The organism is Dyella jejuensis, from assembly GCF_044904675.1.
GTDB classification, from domain to species: Bacteria; Pseudomonadota; Gammaproteobacteria; order Xanthomonadales; family Rhodanobacteraceae; genus Dyella_B; species Dyella_B jejuensis.
Genome location: NZ_JADIKJ010000017.1, coordinates 58,963 through 85,605 on the forward strand (window position 1 = coordinate 58,963; position 26,643 = coordinate 85,605).

23 protein-coding genes are annotated in these 26,643 nt (G+C 60.3%); 13 read left to right on the top strand and 10 right to left on the bottom strand.

Going from position 1 to position 26,643, the window contains the following annotated elements; translation table 11 throughout:
- Positions 1-29 precede the first annotated feature (29 nt).
- Entirely contained in the window at positions 30-446 is a 417-nt protein-coding gene (locus tag ISP15_RS15135) for a DUF3301 domain-containing protein (protein WP_404548479.1), read from the top strand.
- A gap of 117 nt (positions 447-563) precedes the next feature.
- Here ISP15_RS15135 and ISP15_RS15140 read toward each other — a convergent pair whose 3' ends face one another.
- From ISP15_RS15140 to petA, 5 genes are all read right to left on the bottom strand, one after another.
- The gene (locus ISP15_RS15140; RefSeq protein ID WP_404548481.1) at positions 564-983 is read right to left on the bottom strand and encodes a ClpXP protease specificity-enhancing factor; all 420 of its coding nucleotides are present in this window, start codon (positions 981-983) and stop codon (positions 564-566) included.
- Between the two features lie 195 nt (positions 984-1,178).
- Positions 1,179-1,805, bottom strand: a complete 627-nt coding sequence (locus tag ISP15_RS15145) for a glutathione S-transferase N-terminal domain-containing protein (RefSeq protein ID WP_404548483.1) — start codon at positions 1,803-1,805, stop codon at positions 1,179-1,181.
- Between the two features lie 161 nt (positions 1,806-1,966).
- Complete coding sequence (locus tag ISP15_RS15150; protein WP_404548485.1) at positions 1,967-2,710, bottom strand: cytochrome c1; 744 nt, start codon at positions 2,708-2,710, stop codon at positions 1,967-1,969.
- Entirely contained in the window at positions 2,703-4,007 is a 1,305-nt protein-coding gene (locus ISP15_RS15155) for a cytochrome b (RefSeq protein ID WP_404548487.1), read from the bottom strand. The genes ISP15_RS15150 and ISP15_RS15155 overlap by 8 nt, the downstream gene beginning before the upstream one ends.
- On the bottom strand, positions 4,007-4,612 hold the full coding sequence (gene petA, locus ISP15_RS15160) for a ubiquinol-cytochrome c reductase iron-sulfur subunit (protein ID WP_404548489.1): 606 nt from the start codon (positions 4,610-4,612) through the stop codon (positions 4,007-4,009). The genes ISP15_RS15155 and petA overlap by 1 nt, the downstream gene beginning before the upstream one ends.
- Before the next feature lie 233 nt (positions 4,613-4,845).
- On the opposite strand from petA, the gene ISP15_RS15165 reads away from it, so the two are divergent.
- Complete coding sequence (locus tag ISP15_RS15165; protein ID WP_404548491.1) at positions 4,846-6,075, top strand: S1C family serine protease; 1,230 nt, start codon at positions 4,846-4,848, stop codon at positions 6,073-6,075.
- Between the two features lie 113 nt (positions 6,076-6,188).
- Here the strand turns inward: ISP15_RS15165 and ISP15_RS15170 are convergent, their stop codons facing one another.
- On the bottom strand, positions 6,189-7,235 hold the full coding sequence (locus ISP15_RS15170) for a lytic transglycosylase domain-containing protein (protein ID WP_404548493.1): 1,047 nt from the start codon (positions 7,233-7,235) through the stop codon (positions 6,189-6,191).
- 254 nt (positions 7,236-7,489) lie between these two features.
- Between ISP15_RS15170 and miaB the strand changes: the two genes are divergently transcribed.
- The 6 genes from miaB to ISP15_RS15200 all read left to right on the top strand — a co-directional run bounded on the left by miaB (position 7,490) and on the right by ISP15_RS15200 (position 14,639).
- A complete protein-coding gene (gene miaB, locus ISP15_RS15175) occupies positions 7,490-8,833 on the top strand; it encodes a tRNA (N6-isopentenyl adenosine(37)-C2)-methylthiotransferase MiaB (RefSeq protein WP_404548495.1) in 1,344 nt (447 codons plus the stop codon).
- Between the two features lie 320 nt (positions 8,834-9,153).
- Positions 9,154-10,173 carry a PhoH family protein gene (locus ISP15_RS15180; RefSeq protein ID WP_404548496.1) on the top strand — a complete coding sequence of 340 codons (1,020 nt, stop codon included), beginning with the start codon at positions 9,154-9,156 and terminating at the stop codon, positions 10,171-10,173.
- 3 nt (positions 10,174-10,176) lie between these two features.
- The gene (gene ybeY, locus ISP15_RS15185) at positions 10,177-10,665 is read left to right on the top strand and encodes an rRNA maturation RNase YbeY (protein WP_404548497.1); all 489 of its coding nucleotides are present in this window, start codon (positions 10,177-10,179) and stop codon (positions 10,663-10,665) included.
- Positions 10,666-10,705: 40 nt separating this feature from the next.
- Positions 10,706-11,962, top strand: coding sequence for a hypothetical protein (locus ISP15_RS15190; protein ID WP_404548499.1), 1,257 nt, complete (start codon positions 10,706-10,708; stop codon positions 11,960-11,962).
- Positions 11,963-12,164: 202 nt separating this feature from the next.
- On the top strand, positions 12,165-13,004 hold the full coding sequence (locus ISP15_RS15195; protein WP_404548500.1) for an HlyC/CorC family transporter: 840 nt from the start codon (positions 12,165-12,167) through the stop codon (positions 13,002-13,004).
- Between the two features lie 420 nt (positions 13,005-13,424).
- A complete protein-coding gene (locus ISP15_RS15200; RefSeq protein ID WP_404548501.1) occupies positions 13,425-14,639 on the top strand; it encodes a lipoprotein N-acyltransferase Lnb domain-containing protein in 1,215 nt (404 codons plus the stop codon).
- On the opposite strand, the gene ISP15_RS15205 is transcribed toward ISP15_RS15200, so the two are convergent.
- Together ISP15_RS15205 and ISP15_RS15210 are read right to left on the bottom strand one after the other, a co-directional pair.
- A complete protein-coding gene (locus ISP15_RS15205; protein ID WP_404548502.1) occupies positions 14,633-16,000 on the bottom strand; it encodes an acyltransferase family protein in 1,368 nt (455 codons plus the stop codon). The genes ISP15_RS15200 and ISP15_RS15205 overlap by 7 nt on opposite strands.
- A 26-nt stretch (positions 16,001-16,026) precedes the next feature.
- Positions 16,027-16,641 carry an acyltransferase family protein gene (locus ISP15_RS15210; RefSeq protein WP_404548503.1) on the bottom strand — a complete coding sequence of 205 codons (615 nt, stop codon included), beginning with the start codon at positions 16,639-16,641 and terminating at the stop codon, positions 16,027-16,029.
- 139 nt (positions 16,642-16,780) lie between these two features.
- Between ISP15_RS15210 and corA the strand changes: the two genes are divergently transcribed.
- Together corA and ISP15_RS15220 are read left to right on the top strand one after the other, a co-directional pair.
- Positions 16,781-17,800, top strand: a complete 1,020-nt coding sequence (corA, locus tag ISP15_RS15215; RefSeq protein WP_404548504.1) for a magnesium/cobalt transporter CorA — start codon at positions 16,781-16,783, stop codon at positions 17,798-17,800.
- Between the two features lie 115 nt (positions 17,801-17,915).
- On the top strand, positions 17,916-19,535 hold the full coding sequence (locus tag ISP15_RS15220; RefSeq protein WP_404548505.1) for a tetratricopeptide repeat protein: 1,620 nt from the start codon (positions 17,916-17,918) through the stop codon (positions 19,533-19,535).
- Here ISP15_RS15220 and ISP15_RS15225 read toward each other — a convergent pair.
- Together ISP15_RS15225 and ISP15_RS15230 are read right to left on the bottom strand one after the other, a co-directional pair.
- Positions 19,496-20,610 (bottom strand): IS3 family transposase gene (locus ISP15_RS15225; RefSeq protein WP_404548506.1). Its coding sequence is split into 2 segments (ribosomal slippage): positions 19,496-20,358 and positions 20,358-20,610, totalling 1,116 coding nucleotides; the frame shifts between segments, so codons are not numbered across the junction. The two genes, ISP15_RS15220 and ISP15_RS15225, sit on opposite strands and share 40 nt — an antisense overlap.
- A gap of 445 nt (positions 20,611-21,055) precedes the next feature.
- Positions 21,056-23,182 (bottom strand): prolyl oligopeptidase family serine peptidase, encoded by a 2,127-nt coding sequence (locus tag ISP15_RS15230; protein ID WP_404548507.1) that lies wholly within the window; start codon positions 23,180-23,182, stop codon positions 21,056-21,058.
- Positions 23,183-23,368: 186 nt separating this feature from the next.
- Here ISP15_RS15230 and ISP15_RS15235 point away from each other — a divergent pair, with 186 nt between their 5' ends.
- From ISP15_RS15235 to ISP15_RS15245, 3 genes are all read left to right on the top strand, one after another.
- Entirely contained in the window at positions 23,369-23,800 is a 432-nt protein-coding gene (locus ISP15_RS15235; protein WP_404548509.1) for a pilin, read from the top strand.
- 322 nt (positions 23,801-24,122) lie between these two features.
- On the top strand, positions 24,123-24,566 hold the full coding sequence (locus tag ISP15_RS15240) for a pilin (protein ID WP_404548510.1): 444 nt from the start codon (positions 24,123-24,125) through the stop codon (positions 24,564-24,566).
- Positions 24,567-24,646: 80 nt separating this feature from the next.
- Positions 24,647-26,620: a tetratricopeptide repeat protein gene (locus tag ISP15_RS15245; protein WP_404548511.1), complete on the top strand. Its 1,974-nt coding sequence runs from the start codon at positions 24,647-24,649 to the stop codon at positions 26,618-26,620.
- Positions 26,621-26,643 lie beyond the last annotated feature (23 nt).

Below are 26,643 nucleotides of genomic sequence, written 5' to 3' on the forward strand. Positions count from 1 at the left end.
CGTGGCAGGCACGCCCACACACTGCTGGGATGGGCGATCTCGCTACTCTCCTTTTGCTGCTCATCCTGTTCGGCCTGGCCGGTGCGTGGCTGACGCTCAGCCGCGCCCGCGATCGCGCCATCTTCGAAGCACGCTCGCGTTGCCAGCAGCATGGCTTGCAGCTGCTGGACGAAACCGTCGGGCTAAGCGGGCTGCGCCTGCGTCGCCTGAGCGGCCGGCGCGTGGTGGAGCGACGCTACAGCTTTGAAGTGAGTGTGGATGGCAACGACCGCGAGGCCGGCCATCTGTGGATGATCGGCCAGGTGCTGACCGCGCTCGTGCTGCCCACCATCGAACTGTACACGCCGGAGCAGCCGGCTCATCCGGCCGAGCAGGCCACCCTCGGGGAAGGCGGAAATGTCCTGCCATTCCGGCGCCGCGCCGGCGACCGCGATCCCCGTCATTGAAACTCGCGCGCACGATGGATGCACTGCGATAGCGCCCGCCGCACGGTAGCCGCGACCTCACCCAATGCCGCGGCATTCCCGGGTGCCCGGGCCGCCGGCAACGCGGCGACCGCCCGGCTATTTCACCACGCGCAAATGCGAACCGCCCCGCTTGGGCTTGTCGCCTTCGCCCGGCGGTTCGGGTGCTGGCGGGGATGGCGGCGTATCGGACGGCGGATCGCCACCGTCCTCATCGGCCGGAAACATCATGCCCTGCCCGTTTTCCTGCGCATACAGCGCCAGCACGGCGGGAATCGGAATCTGGATGCTATGGCTGACGCCTGAAAAGCGTGCCTGGAAACTGATCCACTCATTGCCGAGGTCGAGATTGGCGACCGCGCGCATCGCCAGGTTGAGCACCACCTGCCCGTTCTTGATCACATGCGCCGGCACGCGCACGCCGCTGCGTGAGGCATCGACCAGCAGGTAAGGCGTGAGATTGTTGTCGCTGATCCAGTCGTAGATCGCCCGCAGCAGGTACGGACGATTGGAGGTCATGCCATGGTTTTCCTGCTGGGTCACCGGACGGGCGCTCTGATGGTTACTGCGTAAACGTCACCGGCCCCGGCGTTGCGCGGGCAGATTGCCTGGCATGCTGGCGGGCCGAAAGAGTAGGAACCGGCGAGCCGGCCCCGACGTATTGGATTTGAAATGGCGGGGGATGTCCAGAACAACCATTCCGGACAGCACCGGTCAGATCGCCCGCAACGCTTTTTCTTCCGCGGTGAGGCTGCGGGCATAGCCCTGGCTGTGGAACAGGCGCTCGCCGTAATCGATGATCGGCTTGCCCTCGCGTCCGAGGTCGATACCCAGGGACGGCAATCGCCATACCACGGGCGTTACCAGGCAATCGGCCAGGCTCATTTCCGGATTGAGGAAGAACCGCGAGGCCTTGAACAACGGCAGCGCCGATAGCAGTTGCTCGCGCAGCCGCTTGCGCGCCGCGTCGGCCAGACGGCCGCCCTCGCGAATGTGGGCCACCTCGGGCAGCCAGTCACGCTCGATGCGCACGGTAGCCAGCCGCAGGCGGGCGCGGGACAGCGGATCGATCGGCATCAGGGGCGGATGCGGATAGCGTTCGTCAAGGTACTCGCACACCACCGCCGTGTCGTAGAGCGTGAGGTCGCGATCGACCAGGGTCGGCAGGGTGTTATAGGGATTGAGGTCGATCAGGTCCTGCGGCGGTTTGGCCGGATCGACCTGGATCAGGTCATAGCTGACCCCTTTCGCCGCCAGCACCAACCGCACGCGATGGCATTGAATGTCATCGGCGGCGGAGTACAGGGCAAGTACCGTCCGGGAACGGGCGTTCTGGACCATGCACGATCTCCCTATTGAGATGGGCGCAAGGATGGCTTTTTGTGCCCTGCGGCCACAAGTCCTTTCTATCAGGACGCCCCTGCGAACCGACGCAAGGCCGACACCGGACCACGAACCGGAGCATGGCAGCGCCGGTTCGTGGCGAGCCTTACCTCACCCGGTCAATGCACGTCCTTCCAGTATTCCTTCTTGAGCAAATAGGCCAGGAAGGTGAAACCGAGCAGGAACAGCACCACCCAGATGCCGTAGTGGCGCCGCTGCAAGGCAGCCGGCTCCGATACGTAATCAAGGAAATTGGTAACGTCGCGGGCCGCTTGCTGGTACTGCTCGGGCGTGAGCTTGCCCGGATGCGCCAGCGTCAGTTTTTCGATCTGCGGATCTTCGCCCGGCTTGACCTGTTTCATCACCGGCACCTGCTCGCCCTGCAGCTCCCACAAGGGGAACGGCATGGCGGCATTCGGCAGGATGGTGTTGTTCCAGCCGATCGGGCTCTTGGGATCGAGGTAGAACGAGTTGAGGTACGCGAACACCCAATCGGCACCCTTGGCGCTGACTTCCAGCGACAGGTCCGGCGGCGCCTTGCCGAAGAACTTCGGCGCATCGTCCGGCGGCATGTGCGAGATCACCGGATCGCCGAACTTGGCGCCGGTGAAGTTGAAGTTCTTCATCACATCGTCCTCGGTCAGGCCGAGGTCGTCCGCGATGCGCTCGTAGCGCATGTACTTGAGCGAATGGCAACCCACGCAGTAGTTGAAGAACAGGTGGGCGCCGCGTTGCAACGAAGCCGTATCGCGGATATTGGTACCGGCCGACGGCAGTTCCGGACCCTCGTCGGCGACTGCCGTGGCGGCCCCGAGCAGCAGGCCAAGTGCCAGCGCCATGATGGAAATGTAGCGCTTAGTCATGCGTCGTCACCCGTTCCGGAACCGGCTTGGTCTTTTCCCAGCCAAGATGCGTGTAGAACCACAGGAACACGAAGAAGCCGAAGTAGATCAGCGTCATCACGCGACCGAACACGTTATCCCAGGCAGTGATGTCGATATCGCTGCCGAACAGCTGGGGAAAGAGTTCGTCGGTAAAGTCCGTGCCGATCATCACCAGGCCCAGGAACGCCAGCACGAACAGCGTCAGCGCCACCTTGTAGCCCGTGCCGCGATAGCGCACCGACCGGACCTTGCCGCCGTCGATCCACGGCATCGCGAACAGCAGCGCGATCGAGCCGAACATGCCCAGCACGCCCCATACCGCGGTACCCAGGGCGGAAGGGATCATGCGCACGATCGCGTAGAACGCCGTGAAGTACCACACCGGCTTGATCTGCGCGGGCGTGACCAGATTGTTCGCCGCGATCGAGTTGTCGTGCTCGAGGAACCAGCCGCCGAAGGTCGGCTGGAAGAAGATGATGAAGGCGGCAATGGCCAGGAACAGCCCGACGCCGACCAGATCCTTCACCGTGTAATACGGGTGGAACGGAATGCCGTCGGCCGGCTTGGTCGGATCCCAGCGATTCCCCTTCGGCCCATGCTTGACGTCCACGCCGTCCGGGTTGTTGGAGCCCACCTCGTGCAGCGCCGCCAGATGCAGCACCACCAGCAGCAGCAATACCAGCGGCAGCGCGATCACGTGCAGGGCGAAGAAACGGTTGAGGGTGGCATCGGCAGGCAGGAAGTCACCCATGATCCACTCGACCAGATCCTTGCCGATCACCGGAATCGTGCCGAACAGCGAAACGATCACCTTGGCGCCCCAGAACGACATGTTGCCCCACGGCAGCACGTAGCCCATGAAGGCTTCGGCCATCAGCACCAGGAAGATCAGCATGCCGAGCAGCCACACCAGCTCGCGCGGCTTCTGGTACGAGCCGTACATGATGCCGCGGAACATGTGCAGGTAGACCACCACGAAGAACAGCGACGCTCCGGTGGTGTGCATGTAGCGGATCAGCCAGCCCCATTCCACGTCGCGCATGATGTACTGCACCGAGTCGAAGGCGCCGGCCGCGCTCGGGTCGTAGTTCATGGTGAGGAAGATGCCGGTGACGATCTGGTTGACCAGCACCAGCAAGGCAAGCGAACCGAAGTAATACCAAAGATTGAAATTCTTCGGCGCGTAGTACTCGGTCATATGCTTGCGATACACCGGCATCAAGCCGGGGGCGCGCTCGCTGACCCAGTCGCCGATAGTCGAGAAGACGTTCGCCATTACGCTGCCCCCTGCGGATCGACGCCGATCTGCACCGTGCTGTCATCGACGAAGTGATACGGCGGGATCACCATGTTCTTCGGTGCCGGCACGCCCTGATACACGCGCCCGGCCATGTCGTAGCGCGAGTGGTGGCAGGGACAGTAATAGCCGCCCTGCCAGTTCGGGTCGAACGGCTCGGGCTTCATCTCGCCCACGAAATTGGGCACGCAGCCCAGATGCGTGCAGATGCCGACCATCACCAGCCACTCGGGCTTGATCGAACGTGTTTCGTTCTGCGCGTATTTCGGCTGCTGGTCGGCCGAGGCACCATCGGATTTCGGATCGACCAGGCGAGGATCCTGGTTGGGCAACGCGGCAAGTTGCGCCGGCGTGCGATTGACGATGAATACCGGAAGGCTGCGCCAGGCCACGATCAACTGCTGGCCGGGTTCGATCTTCTTCAGTGATTGCGTAACGGGAGCGCCGGCCGCCTTGGCTCTTGCACTGGGTTCCCATGATTTGATGAAGGGCACAGCTGCCGCCACTACGCCGACTCCCCCAACCACAGCCGTGGTCGTGGTGAGAAAGCGGCGGCGGCCTTGATCGACGACTTCGTTCGCCATCAGGCTCTCCGGTATTGCATGCCATTGAGAATGCAGAAACCAGATTCTGCCGCCGTGGACGAAAAAGATTGCGCTTCGCCGACCGCCCCAGGATCGTGCCCCTGCAAAAATCGCGTTACCTACAAAAATCGCGTTAGTCTAGCCTCAGGTCAAGAACCCTACAATAAAACCGCACAGGCGGTCACGTCGCTCCGCCACACTCCACGCATCGATTCCACGGATTGCATTACGACATGAAGCATGCCGCCGGCATCGTCGCCTTTATTGCCCGATTCGTCGTATTGGGCCTGGCGATAGCGTTCGTGATCAGTCTGGTTTGGCCGGGAGTCGGCGATCGCTTGCGCACGCGCTTCGGCCTGCAATCGATGCCCGCCGCTTCCACCAGCGTGGCACAGGTGACCACGCAGACGGCGCCCTCTTCCACCGGCGCGCCGGCCTCCTACGCGGATGCCGTGACCAAAGCCGCGCCGTCGGTGGTCAATATCTACGCAAACAAAGTGGTCACCGAACAAGCCGTGCGCATGTTCACCGACCCGCTGATGCAGCAGTTGTTCGGCGGCACGCCGATGGGCACCGTCAAGCGGCGCGAACAAAACCTGGGCTCGGGCGTGATCGTCAGCGCGAATGGCTATGTATTGACCAATAACCATGTGATCGCCAATGCCGATGACATACAAGTGCTGCTGTACGACGGACGTGTCGCCAAGGCCAGGCTGGTCGGCGCGGACGAGGAAACCGACCTTGCCGTGCTGAAGATCCTCGACGCCGGCAACCTGCCGGTGATCCAGATGGCCGATCCGAAACGTCTTCGCGTAGGTGATGTCGTGCTGGCCATCGGCAATCCACTCAACCTCAATCAAACGGTGACGATGGGCATCATCAGCGCCATCGGCCGACAGCTGAGCAACAGCAGCCCGGAAGATTTCATCCAGACCGATGCCGCCATCAACCTCGGCAATTCCGGCGGCGCGCTGGTCAACAGCAACGGCGACCTGGTCGGCATCAACACCCTGCTGATCGGCAAGGCCGCCAATGCCGAGGGTATCGGTTTCGCTATCCCGGTCGATACGGCCACCAACGTCCTGCGACAATTAATCGCAACCGGCCACGTGGTGCGCGGCTGGCTCGGCGCGAACTACGGCTTCGTGCCGATCGCGGCCGACAGCGGCCTGCCGGCCGCGGCGGCGCGGGGCGCGCAAGTCACCGACGTCTATACCGGCGGCCCGGCCGCGGCGGCCGGCATCCAGCCACACGACATCCTGCTGCGCCTGGGCGAGGACAACATCCGCGATCCGGCCGACCTCAGCCGGCGCGAGGCGGCGCTCAAGCCCGGCAGTCGCGTCGAAGTTTCCGGGCTGCGCAACGGCGTGCCCTTCCATGTGCTGGTCAACGTGATCCAGCGCCCGCCGCAAACGCCTACCGCGGCCTCCGCATCGAGCAGCGGCAGCGATATCGTGGGCTGATCAGTAAAGATGGGTTGCCAAAGGACAACCCGGCGCCCAGGCACAGGCGCCCGCTTCGATGTGTTTCGCGAGCGGCATCGCCGCCGACGCTTGCGCTAGAAAAGCAAGCATCCTTAAAGGCTCGCATCCAGCGGCGGATGCAATGCCTTCGTATAGCGCTTCAACAATTCCCCTACGCGCTGCACGTAAACCTGCGTTTCCGCGAACGGCGGCACGCCGTTGTAGTGCTGTACCGCTGCCGGCCCGGCGTTGTACGCGGCAGCGGCCAGCCGGGCGTCGCCATTGAAATTCTTCAGCAACAGTTGGAGGTAGCGTGCACCGCCGCGAATGTTCTGGGTGGGGTCGAACGCATCGAGCACGCCCATGTCATTGGCGGTGCCCGGCATCAGCTGCATCAGGCCCTGCGCCCCCTTGAGCGACATCGCGCGCGGATTGAAAGCGCTCTCCGCATGGATGATGGCGCGCAGCAGCGCTTCATCCACGCCCGACTCCAGGCTCGCATCGTGGATCGCCGCGGCGTAGTCGGTCAGGTCCAGGTGCACGGTGCCCCAGTTGATCGGCGAGTGCAGGTTGCACGCCATGCACGTGGCGATATAGCTGAAGAGCCGGGTGACGTTGCGCGCCTGTGTTCCCCCCGGGGGAATATTGGTGTATTCCACGCTGCCATCGCGACGCACGACCCGGTAGACGGCGCCGCGCAGGACGCGGTTGTCCGGCGAATCGGTCGCGTCGGCCGAAGGTAGCGCCGCCGTTATTCCTTCTCCTCGCGCTTCGCTGTACGTCCACTGCCCCGGCTTGCCGGTGAAGGGAGCGGGCTTGGGCGCCACCTGTGCGGTGGTCTGCACCTCGCCTTCGACGCGGTCCAGCGATGCGACCATCGGCGCGATCGGTTCGGCGCTGGTTTCCGCCCAGCCGGTAACCCAGGCCAGGGAGCTGACCTGGCTCGATGCCGATCGCTTCGGCGCGGCATGCACTGCGGCCGGGGCGAACGAACCCAATGGCTTGCAGTCGCGATAACCCGCCGCCGTCCCGGTGAAAACGATCTCGCCCTGCGAACCCGCGCAACGGAAGAGCGTGGCGGCATGCGCAGGCCTGGCGCCAAGCGCGGCCAGCACGCAGCCGCAAACCAGCGCGACCTGCAGCAGGGTCATCCACAACATGGGGAGGCAGGCTGCCTGGGGACCGACGCCTCCCCTTTGGCACTCGGCGACGGGCATGCCGGCAGTTTGCCCCCGCCGCCGCCCCAGGCCAAGCCCGCCTTGCCGATTTCGTGCGCCAGAGCGGGTTCGCAAGTGCTTGATCTGTCTTTATTGTCAGTGGCGGCCCGGGCACCGGGCTAGTAAAATACGCGGTTCGACGCAAGCAGCATGCACCTTCCGACGTCGCGCCCTTCGATTCCACGGTACCGAACGCCATGAGCGGCAAGCTTTTCATCAAGACCCACGGTTGCCAGATGAACGAGTACGACTCGGCCAAGATGGCCGACGTGCTGAAAGCGTCGCACGGCCTGGAATTGACCCAGGACGAGACGGAAGCGGACGTGATCCTGATCAACACCTGCTCGATCCGCGAAAAGGCGCAGGAAAAGGTCTTCAGCCAGCTCGGCCGCTGGAAGGAACACAAGCAGGGCGGCAAGCCCGTGCTGATCGGCGTCGGCGGCTGCGTGGCGTCGCAGGAAGGCGAGGCGATCATCAAGCGCGCCCCTTACGTGGACCTGGTATTCGGTCCGCAAACCCTGCACCGCCTGCCCGCGCTGATCGAGGCCAAGCGCGCCACCGGCAAGCCGCAGGTCGATATCAGCTTTCCCGAGATCGAGAAATTCGACCGCCTGCCCGAGCCGCGCGCCGAAGGCCCCACCGCCTTCGTCTCGATCATGGAAGGCTGCTCCAAGTACTGCTCTTACTGCGTGGTGCCCTACACCCGCGGCGAGGAAATCAGCCGCCCGTTCGACGACGTGATCGTGGAAGTGGCGCAACTGGCCGACCAGGGCGTGCGCGAAGTGATCCTGCTCGGCCAGAACGTCAACGCTTACCGTGGCCCCACGCACGATGGCGGCAGCGCGGACCTGGCCGTGCTGATCCATGCCATCGCGCAGCTCGACGGCATCGGCCGCATCCGCTTCACCACCTCGCATCCGCTGGAGTTTTCCGATTCGCTGATCGAGGCCTACGCCAACGTGCCGCAGCTGGCCAACTTCCTGCACCTGCCGGTGCAAGCCGGCTCGGACCGCATCCTCACCGCGATGAAGCGCGGCTACACGGCGCTGGAATTCAAGCAGAAGATCCGCAAGCTGCGCGCGGTGCGCCCGGATATCTGCATCTCCTCGGATTTCATCGTGGGCTTCCCCGGCGAAACGGACGAGGATTTCGAAAAGACCATGAAGCTGATCGACGACGTCGGCTTCGACCAAAGCTTCTCCTTCATCTTTTCCTCCCGCCCCGGCACGCCGGCGGCGAACCTCGCCGACGACACGCCGGCATCGGTAAAAAGCGCGCGCCTGGCGCGCCTGCAGTCGGTGCTTAACGACAACGCCAGGAAGATCAACGAGGCGATGGTCGGCACCGTGCAGCGGGTGCTGGTGGAAAAACCCAGCAAGAAAAACCCGAACGAGCTGACCGGCCGCAGCGAGAACATGCGCTACGTGAACTTCCCCGGCCCCGCGCGGCTGATCGGCCAGTTCATCGACGTGCTGATCACCGAGGCCATGAGCAACTCACTGCGCGGCCGGATCCATGGCGCGGACAGCCAGGCTGCCTGAGCAGCCGACCGGCCCACGGCGCGCCGCCGGATTCCGGCGCCAGCCCTCAAATGCATCGGATTTTCAAACTCCATCCATCTCCCGGCAAGGTGCCCATGGCAACGGTGGCAGCGCATCGGGATATCGAGAAAGCGCTCCTTCATCAGGTACAACTGTGATGATGCGTCCGCTGCGACTGCCGGCCGTCGATGGCGTACTGGAAAAATCGCGCACAGGCCGCAACAACTACTACGTCAACCGTGGCCTGTTCGATTTGCCCGGCCACGGCGCCCCTTCAATCAAATGGCCCCAGCGCCATCCTGCCATGCTCGACACCACTCATGACCAACGGCCTGAACCAACGCGACTTCGCCCTCGACCCGGAAGATAACGCCCGGCTTGCCAACCTGTGCGGTCCGTTCGACGAACACCTGCGCCAGGTGGAACTGCGCCTGGGCGTGGAGATCGACCACCGCGGCAACCTGTTCCAGGTGATCGGCGAAGAAGGCGCCACGCGCGCCGGCGAAAAAGTATTGAAGGCGCTGTATGCCGCCACCGAAAGCGAAGCGCTCAGCGGCGCCAGGATCAACCTGCACCTGGCCGAATCCGGGATCGACGCGATCACCGAGGAAGCCGCCGAAGGCGCGCAGGAAGTGACGATCAAGGTGAAGCGCGGCGTGATCAAGGGACGCGGCCCCAACCAGGCGCGCTACCTGCATGCGATCACCACACACGACATCAATTTCGGCGTAGGCCCGGCCGGCACCGGCAAGACGTACCTCGCTGTCGCCAGCGCCGTGGAGGCGCTGGAAGCCAATCGCGTGCAGCGCCTGCTGTTGGTGCGTCCGGCGGTCGAGGCCGGCGAGAAGCTCGGTTTTCTGCCGGGCGACCTGTCGCAAAAAGTCGATCCCTACCTGCGTCCGCTGTACGACGCGCTCTATGAAATGCTCGGCTTCGAGAAAGTCGCCAAGCTGATCGAACGCAACGTGATCGAGATCGCCCCGCTGGCGTATATGCGCGGCCGCACCCTCAACGATTCCTACGTGATCCTCGACGAAGCGCAGAACACTACCGTCGAGCAGATGAAGATGTTCCTCACCCGCATCGGCTTCGGCTCGGTGGCGGTGATCACCGGCGATGTCAGCCAGATCGACCTGCCGCGCCACATCCGTTCGGGCTTGCGCCATGCGGTGGAAGTGCTGCGCGGCGTGGACGGCATCAGCTTTACGTTCTTCACCTCGCGCGATGTGGTGCGCCATCCGCTGGTGGCGAAGATCGTGCGGGCGTATGAGGCCTTCGAACAGGCGGATACCGAGCCATCGGGCAAAGGCCGCGTGGACAAGCCGATGCGCGGAAACTGATCGATGGCAGGCCAACCACCGCCCGGTTCGATCGTGCACCTGAGCTTTGGCCTCCCGCGCGCAGGCGTGCCTGCTCCAGCGAGTTTCCGGCGCTGGGTGGACGCCGCACTTGCCGGCGCCAGGCGGCGCAAAGCCACCGAACTGGCGATTCGCATCGTCGGCACGCGCGAAGGACGCCGCCTCAACCGCGATTACCGCGGCAAGGATTACGCCACGAACGTATTGTCGTTTCCCGCCGAGCTGCCGCCCGGCATGGCGCTGCCGCTGATCGGCGACCTTGCCATCTGCGCGCCCGTCGTCCAACGCGAAGCGGCCGAGCAAGGCAAACCGGCGCGCGACCATTGGGCGCACATGACCGTGCACGGCGTGCTGCATTTGCTGGGCTACGATCACCTGGCGGACGCCGAAGCGGAAGCGATGGAAACCCTGGAAACCCGTATCCTCGCCAAGCTCGGCATCCACGATCCCTATGCCATCGACCATGACGTTTAGACGTCCATATCTGTCGCCGAACGCCTCTCAGGCCAAAGCGATGCGAAAGCAGGTCGTCGCCTGCGCCTGCCTGCTCTTCGCGATGATGATATCGACGTTCGCCTGCGCCGCCGACGTCGTCCAGCAGCAGCTGGCCGATAGCAGTTGCACAGCGCTGCGCTCGGCCGCCGCTGCGATACCTGGCGCAGGCCCGATGTTGCTGGCGAGTTATCCCAGCTTGAAGCACGGCGACGACGCCACCCGCGCGCTGGAAAACGTGGCCTTCGTCTACGACAACGCCCTGGCCGGCATCGCGCTCACCGCCTGCGGACAACCGGCGCAGGCCCGGCGCATCGCCGATGCCTTGCTGCTCGCCGCCGCACGCGATCCCAGCTTCAAGGACGGGCGCTTGCGCAACGCCTATCGCAGCGGCGCCATCGAAGGCAACAAGGTCGAGCTTCCCGGCTATTGGCAAAGCCATGGCAGTTACTGGAGTCAGGACCCATACCAGGTCGGCACAGCCACCGGCAACGTGGCCTGGGCTGCGTTGTTACTGCTGACCGTGTACGACAACACGCATGACCGGCGCTATCTGGACGGCGCCATCGCGCAATTGCATTGGATCCAGACGCATGTGGCCGGCACAGCCGCGCCGGCTGGCTACGAGGGCGGCTTCTTCGGCTACGACAATGCCCAGCGCGCGCAGCACTGGAAAGCCACCGAACACCATATCGACGTCTATGCGGCCGCCACCTGGGCCGCGCGCGCCAGCGGCGACGCGACCCTTGCACAGCAGGCCAGGCTGGCCGGCCGCTTCGTCGACGCCATGTGGGACAACACGCAGCATCGCTTCCTGGTCGGCACGCTCGACGACGGCAAGACGCTGTCCCGCGACAAATCCGGGCTGGATGCGCAAGTGTGGCCGCTGCTTGCCTTCCAGCCGCATCCGGCGCCATGGAACGACGTGTGGACATGGGTCGACACGCAGCACCGCAGCGGCGACGGCTACGGTTATCGCCGCCATCCCGATGGCATCTGGACCGAAGGCAGCGCACAGGTTGCCGCCGCCCTGCAGGCCAGCGGCAAACCGGTCCCCGCTACGCTGTGGCGGCTGCTCGCCGCCCAGCGCAGCGGCGACGGCATGCTCTACGCCACTCCACAGGCCCGCATCAGCACCGATTTCGCGATCGGCCCCACCTCGACCTACGCCGATTTTTTCTACTATCACCTGCCGCATCTGGGCGCGACCGCCTGGACGGCGCTGGCGGCCGAGGGCTGGAATCCCTTCACCGGCCAGCCCATCCTTCGCACGCACTAGCCAAAGGCCACGGCGCCGGCACCGGCCCGCCAACCTGCGCAGCCGCCCAGATGCCGGATAACCGCCACCATCCAGGCCGACCGGCGAGCCCCGCTTGCACGGACAACCGCCGCCCCCGGACAGCGCCTTGCTCCCTGAATTGTCACGATATTTCCGCTAGACTCGCTCTTCCGCCCGATCCTGGGCAGCATCCGCAAGCGTAATGAACGAGGACCCTGGCAGTACCAGCGGCCCGGCCCACCGCACCTGGTGGGATCGACTGGGCCACCTGTTTTCCGGCGAACCCCGCAACCGCGAAGAACTGATCGACGAGTTGCGCACCGCCCAGGCCAACGGCCTGCTTAGCGCCGACACCCTTCCCATGCTGGAAGGCGCGCTGCGAGTCACCGAACTGAACGTCGACGACGTGATGGTGCCCCGCGTACAGATCGTAATGATCGACGTCGATTCGCCGCTCCCCGAGATACTGGCCGCCGTAGTGGAATCCGGGCATTCCCGCTTCCCCGTGCATGGCGAGGACAAGGACGACATCCTCGGCATCCTGCTGGCCAAGGACCTGCTGAAGTACTTCGGCAACGGCCACGATTTCGACCTGCGCGCGATCCTGCGCCCGGCCGTGCTGATCCCCGAATCGATGCGCCTGAATGTGCTGCTGGCGGAATTTCGCCGCAGCCGCAATCACATGGCGCTGGTGGTGGACGAGTACGGCGGCGTCGCCGGCCTGATCACCATCGAAGACGTGCTGGAAGAAATCGTCGGCGAAATCGACGACGAGCATGACGACGAAGAAGCGCCCGACCGGATGCACGCGCAGTCCGAGGGCGAATGGATCGTGGATGCACTCACCCCGATCGCCGATTTCAACGCCGAGATCGGCGCCGCCTTCTCCGACGAAGAATTCGACACCATCGGCGGCATGGCTACCTCCGAACTCGGCCACCTGCCGGAAGTGGGCGAGCAGATCGCCATCGGTGATTTCGAATTCCACGTCACCCAGGCCGACGACCGCCGCGTGCAGCAATTTCGGGTCGTCCGCCGCTAGCCCTGCTGCGCTGCCAAGCCTCTCGCCAAAAGCCCTCTCCCCGCAGGGGAGAGGAAGAAAGGCAGCACACTTGCACGTGGGGAGAGAAAGAAAGCGGTGTACTTGCGCGATGGGCTCCCTCTCCCCTTCGAGGGTTGGGGTGAGGGGCGGCTCTTGCATTGAACTCATCCTCGAAGCGGATTTTTATTCAACATCTTCGCTAGATTGCCCCCTCACCTCGATCCTCTCCCCACAGGGAGAGGAAGAAAGGCAGCACACATGCACGAGGGGAGAGGAGGAAAAGCCAAACCTCTCCACGCAAGAAGAAGGTGGAACTGAAAGCCGCGCCTCTCCGGAAGAGCATAGAACTCACAACCTGCCTATCCACAGCGCACCGAAACTTCCCGATAAGCTACCCACTTTCCTCTCAACGGTTCTCCCATGAAGCTTGCCGGCCGCCTGCTGCTGACCCTTGTATTGTTCCTGTGCAGCGCTTGCCTCACGGCGCACGCCGATGTCGTCGACGCCCCCGGAGCCAACCTCGAAATCTCCCTGGTCACCTACGGTCCCGGCGATATCTACTGGGAACGCTTCGGCCACGACGCCATCGAACTGCGCGATACCGCCAGCGGAGAAGAGGTGAACTTCAACTACGGCGTATTCAATTTCGAAGAGAAGAACTTCTTCCTCAACTTTGCGCGCGGCCGCATGCATTACCTGATCGACGCCGAAGCCACCACCGACGAAGAAGCCTTTTATCGGCAAGCCGGCCGCTCCATCACCCAGCAGCGCCTCGCCCTGACGCCGCAGCAAGCCGCCGCCCTGCGCGACTTCCTGTTCTGGAATCTGCGCCCCGAAAACGCCGGCTACAACTACGACTATTACGTCGACAACTGCACCACTCGCGTGCGCGATGCGCTGGACCGCGCCCTCGGCGGCATCATCAAGGCGCGGCTCACCACGTTGCCCGGCGGCATGACCTATCGCCAGCAAACCGTGCGCCTGATGAGCGCGCAGCCGTGGCTGATGCTGACCCTCGACCTTGGCCTTGGCCCTTACGCCGACCAGCCGCTCAATGCATGGCAGGAAAGCTTCCTGCCGGACGAACTGCAGAAAAACCTGCGCAACATAACTGTTGCGGATAGTCACGGCGGCGCGCAGCCGCTCGTTCAAAGCGAACAGCTGCTATCACCGAATCATCTCGCGGTACCGCCGGCCACCGCGCCGGACCTGCGCATTCCGCTAGGCATCGCCGGCCTGTTGTTCGCTGCGTTATTGGTGGTCGCCTGGCGCCAGGTCTCGCTGCTCTACGCCCTGCTCGGCAACCTGTTCCTGTTAATGGCCGGTATCGCCGGCTTACTGATGCTCGCCCTGTGGACGTTGACCGCCCACCATTCCGCCTGGGCCAACGCCAATCTGCTGCTGTTCAATCCACTGGCCTTCGTGTTGTTGCGGCCGGTGTGGCGAGCGCGCCACGGCATGGGTCTGTCACCTTTCGCCAATGGCGTACTACTGCTTCAGCTGGTCGCCCTGCTTATTTCCATAGGCCTGCACGCGCTACCCGGCATCGTGCAGCAGAACCAGCCATGGATTCTGTTTGCCCTGCCTTGCTGGCTGGCGTTGGCCTGGACCATTCGCAAAGCATCGCGTCATTGACTCGGCATGCCAGGCGTTGGCTGCTTGGCGATGCCCGCGTCATGGTCGAGCCGCAACCGGGCAGCCAATGCCGGCGCCAGCGAAGCGGCGAAGGTGGCCGTCATATGCTGCGAATCGCGGAAGACAATCGTGCCATCCAGCTCCGCATGACACTTATCGTTCGGGCATACCCGATCGTCCAGATCCAACGTTTCTACATTTCCAAATTGACGGGCAGCTTGTTGGATGGATGCGTAGACAAGGTCCGCATGATCATCCGCGGCGGAGGCGTTGCACGTTCGCTTCCCCAGCAACCAACTGGGCCTGCCGGCATACCCAGCCAGGCAATCAGGGCCATCAAAGGGCAAATGGGGTGTCGAGCGCAGCACATAGACATGGGCCGCGGCCTCACTGATCGGCCGCAACACGCTGGCCGAACCCTTTTCCCATTCCTTTTGCGTGAAAGTCGCGGTGGACGATGAACTCATCAACACCATATCGGGCTTCAGTTGCGCCATATCCTGCAAGACAGCCTTTCGCCAGTTGGCGCACTCGCTATAAACGCGACCGATCCGCGCATAGAAAAAGGACTGATCGACCATCGGACACGATGACTTGGTCAGCACGACCAAGCGCCAGCCCGGTCGATTAAAAATCCTGGCGACCGCGGGAAACCACTGTCCAGCGATGCTGTCACCCAGCAACAGCGCCGTGTGCGCCGCATGCCTGTCTCCAAAAACACATGGCCTGACGCGATCGCTCAGGTACCAATCGTCGCAACCCATTGGATAGATCGCCGGCGTGTCGCCGTGCGAAAAGGCAATGCGCATTTGCGCAGGACTGCTCGCCGCCTTGTCAGCACCCACTGACCATTGCAGAAAACCAAGAACGGACAAGATGACAAGCGCAAATGCGGTGTAATACCCAACACGCGGACGAGCCAGCCACCAACGTTGTTGCCGAATGGGAGATTCGACGAATCGATACGAGATAAAAGCGAGCAGCAGTGACATGGCTACGTAGATGCCGCGGTATACCGGAGCATTCGATCCTGTCAATGCGGGGCCAAGCAAAAGTACCGGCCAATGCCAGAGATACCAGGAATAAGAAACACGGCCGATACCCTGCAATGGCCGCCACGACAAAACACGCTGCACGGTCGCCTTGCTTGCGCAGCTACCCGATGCAATGACGAGCGCCGCAGCACAAGTGGGAATAAGGGCAAAGAATCCGGGGTACGGCTTATTCGCACTTAATAGCAAACCCGCCCCCAGCAGCGATGCCAGGCCCAGCCAGCCCGCGGCGCTTGCCAGCTTTCCTCGCATCAGCACGTGCAGGATGCCGGATTCATGCCGAGACGCCAGCCATACCAGCGCGCCCATGCCAAATTGCCACGCCCGCAAAGGCATCATGTAAAAGGCGAATTGGGGAAAGCGGTTGCCAACACACTGGCAACCAAGCTGATCACGACTACGGCGAGCAAACCCAGGCGAAGCCGCGCAAAACCCGAAGTAGCACCTCTTCGTCGGATCAGCAGATAAACCAGCGCCGGCCAGATCAGATAAAACTGTTCCTCGACACCCAGCGACCACGTATGCAGGTAGAGGTTGGTTTCCGCCCCCGCCGCAAAGTAATCCAGTCGCTGGAAAGCAAAATGGACATTGCTGCACCAGGCGGCGGCGGTCGCGCCGGCTATGGCCTGCGCCGCCTGCTCTCCCGGCGCAAGCAGGATGGATGCAACCAGGGCACTGCCGAGCAACATCACGATCAAAGCGGGCAGCAAGCGACGAAGACGCCGCAAGTAGAAATCGGCAAATCGCAAGGTCCCAGTCCGGGCAATTTCCTGGACCAGCAGGCCGGTGATCAAGAATCCCGAAAGCACGAAAAAAATATCGACGCCAATAAAGCCGCCACCAAGCCAGGGCACTCCCGCATGGACGCCGACGACCAGCAGGATGGCAATGGCTCGAAGTCCTTCTATGTCACTTCGATAGCCAAGGCGATAGTCGTTGTTGCCCTCCATCCCACGATTCCCCCTGGTTGCAATGCGCCCTGCACGTGACGCCATAGTAACCACGTCCGCGGGTGCCGCGTGCGGGGCCTGGCACAGTCTCGAACTGGCCCAATTGCTCGCTGCACGGCAAACGCGGCATGATCCGGCCATGACAACGCCCAGCCCCTCAAACTCAACCGGCCACGCGCCCGCCACAGGAATGGTTGTCAATTGCGTAGCCTATCGAAACGATGGCACGCGCCTGAAAGACATCGACATCGCTTCTATCAGCGATGCGTTGCAACAGCCGGACACATTTGTATGGGTTGGGTTGCACGAACCCGATGAAGCATTGTTGATGCAGTTGCAGGAAGAATTCGACCTGCACGACCTGGCTATCGAAGACGCGCAACAAGCACACCAGCGCACCAAGGTCGAAACCTACGGCAATTCACTATTTATCGTGGTGCAAACCGCGCAATTGATCGGTGGCAACATCGCTTTCGGCGAAACCCACATCTTTCTTGGCAAGCGCTACCTGATTACGGTGCGGCATGGCGCCTCGCTCTCGTACACTCCCGCACGCCAAGCTTGCGAAAAGTCGCCCGAACTGCTGGCGCGCGGACCAAGCTATGGCCTGTATGCGGTGCTCGACTACATCGTCGACAACCTGCTGCCGATCGTGCGCGAATTCCGCGAAGAGCTGCAGACGCTGGAAAACGATATCTTTGCCGACACCTTCAATCGCGGCACGGTGCGCCGGCTTTATGACATGCAACGCGATCTGATGACCTTGCGGCTCGCCGTCGCCCCCATGCAGGATGTCATCAACCAGCTGGTGCGCCTGCATCCGGAACTGATTCCCGACGAGCTGCGCGTCTACTTCCGCGACGTCTACGACCACGTATTCCGCGTCAACGAATCGATCAGCGCCATGCGCGAAATGCTCGCCGCCGCCATCAACGTCAACCTGTCGCTGGTGACCTTCGGCCAGAACGAAGTGATGAAAAAGCTCGCCGGATGGGCTGCCATGCTCGCCGCCCCAACCTTGATCACCAGCTGGTATGGGATGAATTTCACGCATATGCCCGAGCTGACTAAACCGTGGGCTTATCCGGTCATTACGGCCGTGGTGGCGGCGCTAGTTGGAAGCATCTATCTGGCATTGAAGCGAGCCAAATGGCTCTGATAATTTGGATGCATCCACAAATAGGAAAAACAACTGGATGCGCGCCAAATAAATCACACATTTTTGAAGAGCTAAAATTGTGGATATTTTTTCGTTACACAGAGTAAATCAAATAATGAATAATGCAAATATTGCAAATTCCCCAACCACGGAAGAGAGATCATCAAAAGGGCTTACTTATCTATTTGGTTCCATTATTCTTATTCTTGTCAGTATAATATATTGGCCGGTAATCCATGCAGATTTCATTTGGGACGACTGGGCATCCTTTCACGATACGCCTTGGTTAACTCAAGGGAGCCAATGGACGCATTACATCTTCCGTGATTTCAATTCTTGGACATTTTATTTCAGACCTTTGGTTGTAGCATTTTTTACGCTGCAAGTGCGATTATTTGAAAGTACGCCAGGACCTATGCACGCTGTCTCATTGGGAATCCATATAGTCAACACTACACTCGTAGGTGTGCTGGCATGGCGCTTGGCCAAAGTCTCAGGAAGTGATGCCAGAAGAGCAGCCTGGGCAGTTCCGTCTTGTATGGCACTTTATGGCCTTCATCCTGCCCTTATAGAGCCCGTCGCCTGGATCGGATGTCAGTTCGACCTCATCCTCACCATGCTAACGCTGTTAGGGTTAATTGCAAACATATCAATTCGGCGCAACATTCCTCGCGCAGCCGCCCTTTCTATAATTTTCTTTCTGGCCGCCTGCTCCAAAGAATCCGCCATCTCGTTTCCCTTACTCATAATTGCATTCGATTGGGCGTTTTTCGCCAGAGTCCAAGAAGCAAATTTCTTTGCTGCTGTGCGCAGCATGCTTTGCCGGAACTGGTTGATTTATGCGGGAATGCTTTTAGCCGGCGGCGCCTATCTAGTCTTCCGCCACTGGGCGCTAGGCACGGTAACGAGCGGATTTGAAGCCCCTCCTCTGCCCTTGGTTGCTCGACTGCAAGAAATTTGTTTCGTCTATTTACATTATTTGAAAATTATCGTATGGCCCATTTCCGGAATGAATCCGATTCATCCCGCTAACCTTGCGGCATTTACCGCACTGTCTTCGCATTCGTTACTCATGATGGTATTCGCCATTGGCATTTTTATCTTAAGTTCTTATTTCTCCGTTAGACACAACCATCCCGCTGGATTGATTATCTTGACTGCGACCTTCGCTCTATTACCCGTCCTACATATAATACCCGTTCAGTTTGAACTTAGCCTCTATCATGAGCGATATGCAACAGTCGCCTTAGCAGTTACGTGCCCCATGCTTGTTCTATTGCGCCACCCCTCTCCGCCATCGATACAAACACTTAAACGATTGGCCTTTCTAATATTCATCAGCGCGGCCTTCTTGTGGTTTTCCTTTTCTATAGTAGATATTCGCGTAATTCTTCCCATGTGGGCGAACGATATAAGCCTTTGGCAGTGGGCGCACACGGTAAACCCTCATGCATCACAAGCCAAAGGCAATTTACTCCATGCGTACATTCGTGATCGGAACTATGATGCAGCTCACGCACTCGGGAGCGAGATCCTTAGTGACCCGGCCCCTTGCGCCAGCTGTATGATTTTTATTGCCAAACTAGCGATCGACGATGGAGATATTCCGCGTGCGAGCGAGGCACTTAAGAAGTTGGAGCACTCCCCCCTTCTCGCCCTCGGCGACATGCTGCATTCTTATCGTAAGCTCCCCCGTCAAGCGGACATTTCAGAAGTAGAGCTTTTGGCATATTGATCACGATATTCGGCGGGGGTCATACCGCCGAGTGCATCGTGGGGGCGTTGCTCGTTGTAGTCGATCAGGAACTGCCACGTAGCCTCGCGCACGTCGTCGAGGCGGGTGAAAAGATATTGATCGAGCACCTCCTCGCGGTAGGTGCGGTTGAATCGTTCGATGTAGGCGTTCTGGTTGGGCTTGCCCGGCTGGGTGTACTGGATGGCCATGCCATGCGCCTTGGCCCATTGCGTGAACACTTCGCCAAGGAACTCCGGCCCGTTATCCGTTCGGAGCACTTGGGGCAACGCACGCTCCTGAGCGATGCGTTCGAAGATGCGCACCAGGCGTGCCGACGTGATCGAGGTATCGATCTCGATATGCACGGCCTCGCGATTAAAGTCGTCGACGATGTTGAAGGTACGCAATGGGCGTCCGCAGATCAGGGCATCCAGCATGAAGTCGGCCGACCACACCATGTCCGGGTGCTCCGGCACGTACAAAGGCACACGTTCGCGTTTGGGCAAGCGCCGCCTCGCGGCTCGGCGAAGGTTGAGTTTCATGTCACAGTACACTCGGTAAATGCGCTTGTGATTCCATTGCGGATGGGTTCTTTCAAGAATCTGGCGACACTTGTCGAAGCCCCGGCTGGGCTTGGCCTCGACCAACTTGGCCAATGCCGCGATAACCTCGGCGTCCCGCACCGTCCAGTCCAAGGGTGGCGCGTACCACGCCGCGCGGGACAGTCCGACGCAGTCGCAGGACCGACGCAAGGGACGCGCATGCACCTCGACGAGGAAGCGCACCGCTTCGCGCTTCTGCGCCGGCCCTACAATTTTTTTGCAATCAGGTCCTTCATCGCCGCATTGTCCAGCGCCAGCTCGGCATACATTCGCTTGAGCTTGGCGTTCTCCGCTTCCAGCTCCTTGACTCGCTTCAGGTCAGAAGCGTCCATGCCGCCGTACTTTGATTTCCACTGGTAGTACGTCGCCGAACTGATCCCCGCCTGCCGGCACAAATCCTTTACCGGTACACCGGCATCACCCTGCTTAAGAATCGAGACGATCTGCGCCTCGCTGAATTTCGATTTCTTCATGGAACCTCCTGGCGGAAAAGATGCCAGAAAGTTCTACTTTCTGTATGTCCAGGAACTGGGGGAGCTTACGTTATTACTTCCAGACCGCTCGAATGCTGGTACTGGAGAATAAGCTAGATGATGCAGAGAAAGTTCTCCGCGCGGCAATTTTGCTGAAGCCCGACGATTCCCAGTCAAGAAATTTGTTAGATAGGGTGAATGCACAACGGAAGCAGATCCATTCACCGCGATCATCCTGAGGCAGCCACTCAATTGAGCTTCGGTTGCCTTTGAACTTTTCCAAGCGGATTAATATTCACTGAGCATGTAGCGCCGTCCATTTTTTTGCCCAGACTAAAACGCCGACGAGTTCCCCTGCTTTACGCAAGCAAGGGAACTCATGGTGACCTGATTGCTGGCAAGTCAACCTTCTTTCGCAATAAACGAAAGCGACAGGCGTTCGGGCTCAATATGAGTTCGACGATGTACCTTCCGCCGTCCACTTCTTCAACCACGCATTCACCGTCTCGTGCCACAACACGCTGTTCTGCGGCTTGAGCACCCAGTGGTTCTCGTCGGGGAACGTGAGGAATTCACTGGGAATGCCCTGCCGTTGCAGCGCCGTAAACGCACCCAAGCCCTGCGTAATGGGAATGCGGAAATCATCACCCGAATGAACAACCAGCATCGGCACGCGCCAATCCTTTACGTGGTTGATGGGATTGAATTTCTCGTAGTTCTCCGGAACGTTGAACTGCGCGCCGCCGTTCTCATGCTCCTCGAACCACAGTTCGTCCGTGGCGTAATACATCATCCGCGCATCGAACACGCCATCATGATCGACCAGGCATTTCCACGGCTTGTTCCATACGCCGGCGATCCAATAGGTCATATAGCCACCGTAGCTGGCGCCGAGCGCGCACGCGCGATTGCCGTCCAGGAAGCTGTATTTATCCAGCGCCGCCTGCCAGCCCAGCTTCAGATCATCCAGCGGCTTGCCGCCCCAATCGCCCGAGATGGCATCGGTGAAAGCCTGGCCGTATCCGGTCGAACCATGGAAATTGATGGTGACCACGGCGAAGCCTTGCCCCGCGTAAGTCTGCGGATTCCAGCGATAGCTCCAATCGTTGTTCATCGCCCCCTGCGGGCCGCCATGGATGATGAAGGCGACGGGATACTTGTGCCCGGATTGGTAGTCCGCCGGCTTGACCACATAACCCTGCACGGTCTCGTTGTTCCAACCCTTGAAGGTGAAGAACTGCACGTCGCCCATGCGCACCGGCTTCAGGCGCTGCTGGTTGAAATGCGTCACCTGCTTCAGATCGCGGCCGTCCAGATTAACGGTGTAGAGGTCGGCGGGATGCTTCAGGTCGTCGCGCGCCAGCAGCACATGTTTGCCGGCCAGGGTGTAAGCCGCGACCGAACCCTCACCGACCAGCTTGTCGACCTTCCCGCTCGCCACGTCCACGGCGAACAGCGGATGCTGGCCCTGGTCGTCCGCGGTTACCAACAAGGTTTTGCCATCCGCGCTCACCTGCATGCTGCCCGGCGAACGATCCCACGCCGGATCCACTTCACGCTTCGCGCCTGTCGCCAGGTTCAAGGCCATGATCGCAAAGCGATCCGCCTCGAACGCCGGCGTCTTCATCGCCAGGTAGTAAAGCGTTTTGCCATCCGGCGAAGGCACCGGATAGGCATCCCACGCCTTGTTTTCCGCAGTCAGGTTCTGCGGCGCGGAAGAACCGTCCGCGGCCACTTTGTACACATCGAAATTGGTCGACCACGGTTCGCTGCTGCCGGCGATGCGCGCATCGAAATACACCGTCTGGCCATCAGGCGAGAAGGCGAATTCGTTCTCGTCGCCGAATGGTTTGCTGGGAACATCGCCGTCGATGCCATGGCTCAAGAGGATAGGCTCGACGGGCAAGCTGCCATCCGCACCGAAACGGGCGATATAAAGCTGGTTACGGCGGCCATCCGACCAGGTGTCCCAGTGACGCACGAACAGCTTGCTGTAAAGCGTGCCGGTGGCCTTGTCCTTGGCGCGGCCGTCCAGACGCTCCCTGGTGCACGCCAGATCATGGCAATCGGTGAATACCGCGTAGGACAACAGCACGCTCTTGCCATCGGGCGAGAGCTTGTAGTCCTCGATATCCAGGGGGCCATGGCTGACTTGCACAGGTGCACCAGGCTGAAGCACCAGCCCGCCGTCGGCTGACGGAAAATCCAGCCGCCATAGCTGCGTGGTATCGCCCGCCGCCATGTAATAAAGACTATGCCCATCCGCCGACCAGCGCGGCGACGAAGCCCCCTTGACCGCCAGCTTCACCGGCTGGCTTCCCGCGCGGGACAGCTCCAGCACGTAAAGCGCATTGACGCCCTTGTTGGCCGCGTAGTCCGTGCTGCGCACACTGAAAGCCGCGTAATGGCCATCCGGCGACAGCTGCGGATCGCTGACGCGCTCCAGCATCACCAGGTCGCGCACGTTGAAAGGATGCGGAAAACGGCTTTCGACCGGCACGCCCTGGGGCGCATCCGTCGCCACGGCAGGTATCGCCAGCGCCAGCAACAGCGCAGCAAGCAGGGGTTTCATGGCAGCTCCTTGAGGTTTTTTGTCCGGAAGCTCCGGACGGTAAGCGGGGCCACGGTTTCACGCAAGCTCCACAATTAGACAGGCCCAAACCAAGCCATGGCAGGAACAGCGCAATCGATCACATTTGCCCGAAGGCCTTGGCACAGAACGTGCGACGTGCAGACGTGTTACCGAGGGGAAATTCCAATGTCGCGCCAACGCCTATCCGCGGGCTTTACCTTGATCGAACTGATGATCGTGGTGGCGATCATCGCTATTCTGGCGGCGATTGCGATACCGATGTATCAGATTTATGTCGCCCGTTCGCAGGTGACGGCGGCCCTGGCTGAGATCACGCCCGGGCGAACCGCTTACGAGCTATTGATAAATGCAGGCGTGGTGGACAGCGATACCTATGCAAACGTCAATAACCTGGAACTTCCAACCAGTACCGCGCGCTGCTCTCAGATCTCCGTCTCTGCGCTCAACAATGGAGTAGGCAGCATCAGTTGCCAATTGACTAAGTCCGCGTTAATCACCAATGGTCAAATCGAACTGATGCGTGACGCGAACGGAAACTGGACTTGTACCTCTACCCAGGTCCCCATCGAGGCACTTCCCCCCAACTGCGGAGGATAGGACTGACCCATTTAGCAGTGACCAATAACGTCACTATTTGCCTCATCGCGTCCAGTCATTGCATTCCTACCCGACGAAGTCCACATTTTCATCGTTTCACCATGTCCATCGCTTGTTGACTAGTGCGACCCCATGCACAATCCCGACACCTCCAGAGTAATAGTCCACTAACGGCAGTGGAGGTGGCATATATAGTGCTAAACGTAGCTAGAGCTTCCTGATTGTTCCTGACCTCGTGTGGGGACCGGACCCGCAAATGGGGACCCGGGCGGGGCGCAGGGGGCGTCAGAAACGGTCATTCGACCTAAACAGAGGAACCATCATGAAGAGCGTGCAAAAGGGCTTCACCCTGATCGAACTGATGATCGTGGTCGCGATCATCGCCATCCTGGCGGCTATTGCCATTCCGCAGTACCAGACCTACGTGGTCCGCTCGCAGGTTACCCGTGCCATGGGTGAGGCCGGCGATATGAAGGTAGCGGTTGAGGATTGCCTCAACAATGGCTACACGACCTTTACCGCCAACACCAGCTGCGTTGATACCAGTGGCTCTTCCGATCTGTTGTCGGGCGGCCATCCGGTCTGGGCGGATGGTGCAAATGGCACCATTACTGCAACTCTGGCGTCCGATACCACGCACCACGCGAACGCCAAAATCACCGGCGACAAAGTGATCTGGACCCGTACCGGAAGCGGCTCTTGGAGTTGCTCGACGAATGTGGGCGTAACGTACGCCCCGGCCAGCTGTCCAAACACGGGCACCTGATAGCCGCTTGGCTCTCGCTTCAATGGAGGGTCGCCTATTGGCGACCTTCTTTTTGGTCATTTTTTTCAGGCCCTTGCAGAATGTCCACGTCCACTGAACGCCATATCCCGTGGTCTGCATATGCAGGACTGACGATCGTTTTATTGATAACCTCAGTGGTCTTTGCTCCGGCACTTTCTGGCGGCTTTCTTTTCGACGATTATCTTATCTTCGTCGAAAATCCAATTATCCATGTTACCAGTTGGCATTGGTCAGCCTGGCAGCAAGTCTGGGCCTGGTCGCACACCAACATCCAGCGCCCGCTCGCGATATTTAGCTATGCCTTAAACTATGCGTTAGGCAGCGATAGCTGGGGATTCAAAGCGACCAATCTCGTCATTCATCTTTTTAATACGGTACTTGTCTACTTATTAGTCTCACGCTTATTGATCGCGTGCTGGACCGCAACTCGTTCTGACTCGCCGCCAACACGTCACAGCAGATTCGAAGGCTGGGCACTTTGCGTTGCCGCCGCATGGGCTATGCACCCATTGCAGGTGTCGGCAGTCATGTACGTAGTGCAGCGTATGGAGCTGATGGGATTTGGCTTCGTATTGCTGGCCCTGCTGGCTTACTGGCGAGCTCGGCGTCTCCAACAGGAAAACAAGCGCGGCAGCATCTGGTTGCTTTTATGTCTATTCCTGACAGTCATTGGCTTTGAGGCTAAGGAAACCGCCGTTTTGGTTCCGGGCTATGCGCTCCTGCTGGAGCTGACCGTATTAAGGTTCACGGCGACGCGCCCATCCGTGCAGAGCGCTTGGAAAATTTTTTATATAGTGGGCTGCGCACTCGCAATGGCAGCCTTTGCCTTCTATCTACTGCCTCACTACGCCAGCGCACAAGCATACGCGGGCCGTGACTATACTGCTTGGCAGCGGGAGCTCACTCAGTTGCGCGTGCTGCCGCTTTACCTAAGTTGGATTGTGCTTCCACTGCCCGACCATCTACACTTTTATTACGATAGTTACATAGCCTCTACGGGCTGGCTGCATCCAATCAGCACTTTGTTGGGTGGGTTATTACTACTCACATTACTAATACTCGCCGTCGCATTTCGCCATCGGCGTCCTCTCTTGACGGTGGGTATCAGCTGGTTTTTCGTGGCGCACGCTCTCACCAGCAGCCCAGTTCCCCTCGAGTTGGTGTTCGAACACCGTAACTATCCTGCGCTGCTTGGTCCACTGCTCGCCATAGCCGATGTACTGCAATGGCTAACCCAACGCTCGCGCTCCATGGCTCCCGGCATCGTTGGCATACTCGCTACTATTGCATTCGCGTTCCTTACAATACTGCGCGCCCTGACATGGGGGAGCCCGCTGCTGTTGGCAACAACGTTAGCCCAGACGGATCCGCAATCTACCCGCGCGGCGTTAGATATGGCCAGGCGCTACGTCGCCATGTCGGGAAACAATCCGAGCAATCCGCTGTACTCTCTTGGTATCCAGGAACTGCGGCGCGGCGCAACGCTAACGAATGATTCAATTCTTCCGGAGGAAGGCCTGTTGATCCAGGCCGCCAATCATCCTGACCCGCAGCTCGATCCCAAACTCTTTTGGGATAGCCTTGAACGCAAATTACGCGATGGTCATCTGATACCAGACAACTACCGTACCTTGTTTGATCTACAACAAGCCAGGATTCACGGACAAATTGCTATCGATGCTGCTCAGTTAAGCCGCTCCTATGACATCGCGATCACGCGCAATCCTCGCCGTGTCAGTCTACATGCGCAATATGCCGAACTAGCGAGCTTGGCGCTAAACGATTTGCCACTTGCCGCTAACCAGTGGTGCAAGGTCTTGGACCTAGAAAAGAGTGATCCGAGCTACGCCGGCCAGTTGGCGAACTATTTGATTGCTAATCAACGTTATTACGAGGCATCCGCGGTAATTGCCGAAGTTGAGCGGCAAGACCCGCAACAAGCCAAGAATTCGGCATGGCAGGCCAGACTTGACAAGCTAAGCCACGCCTCGACTACCTCTGTCCCTTCGATACTGGCCACAGTCGCAAACTAAAAGAATCATCGCATGGAATATAG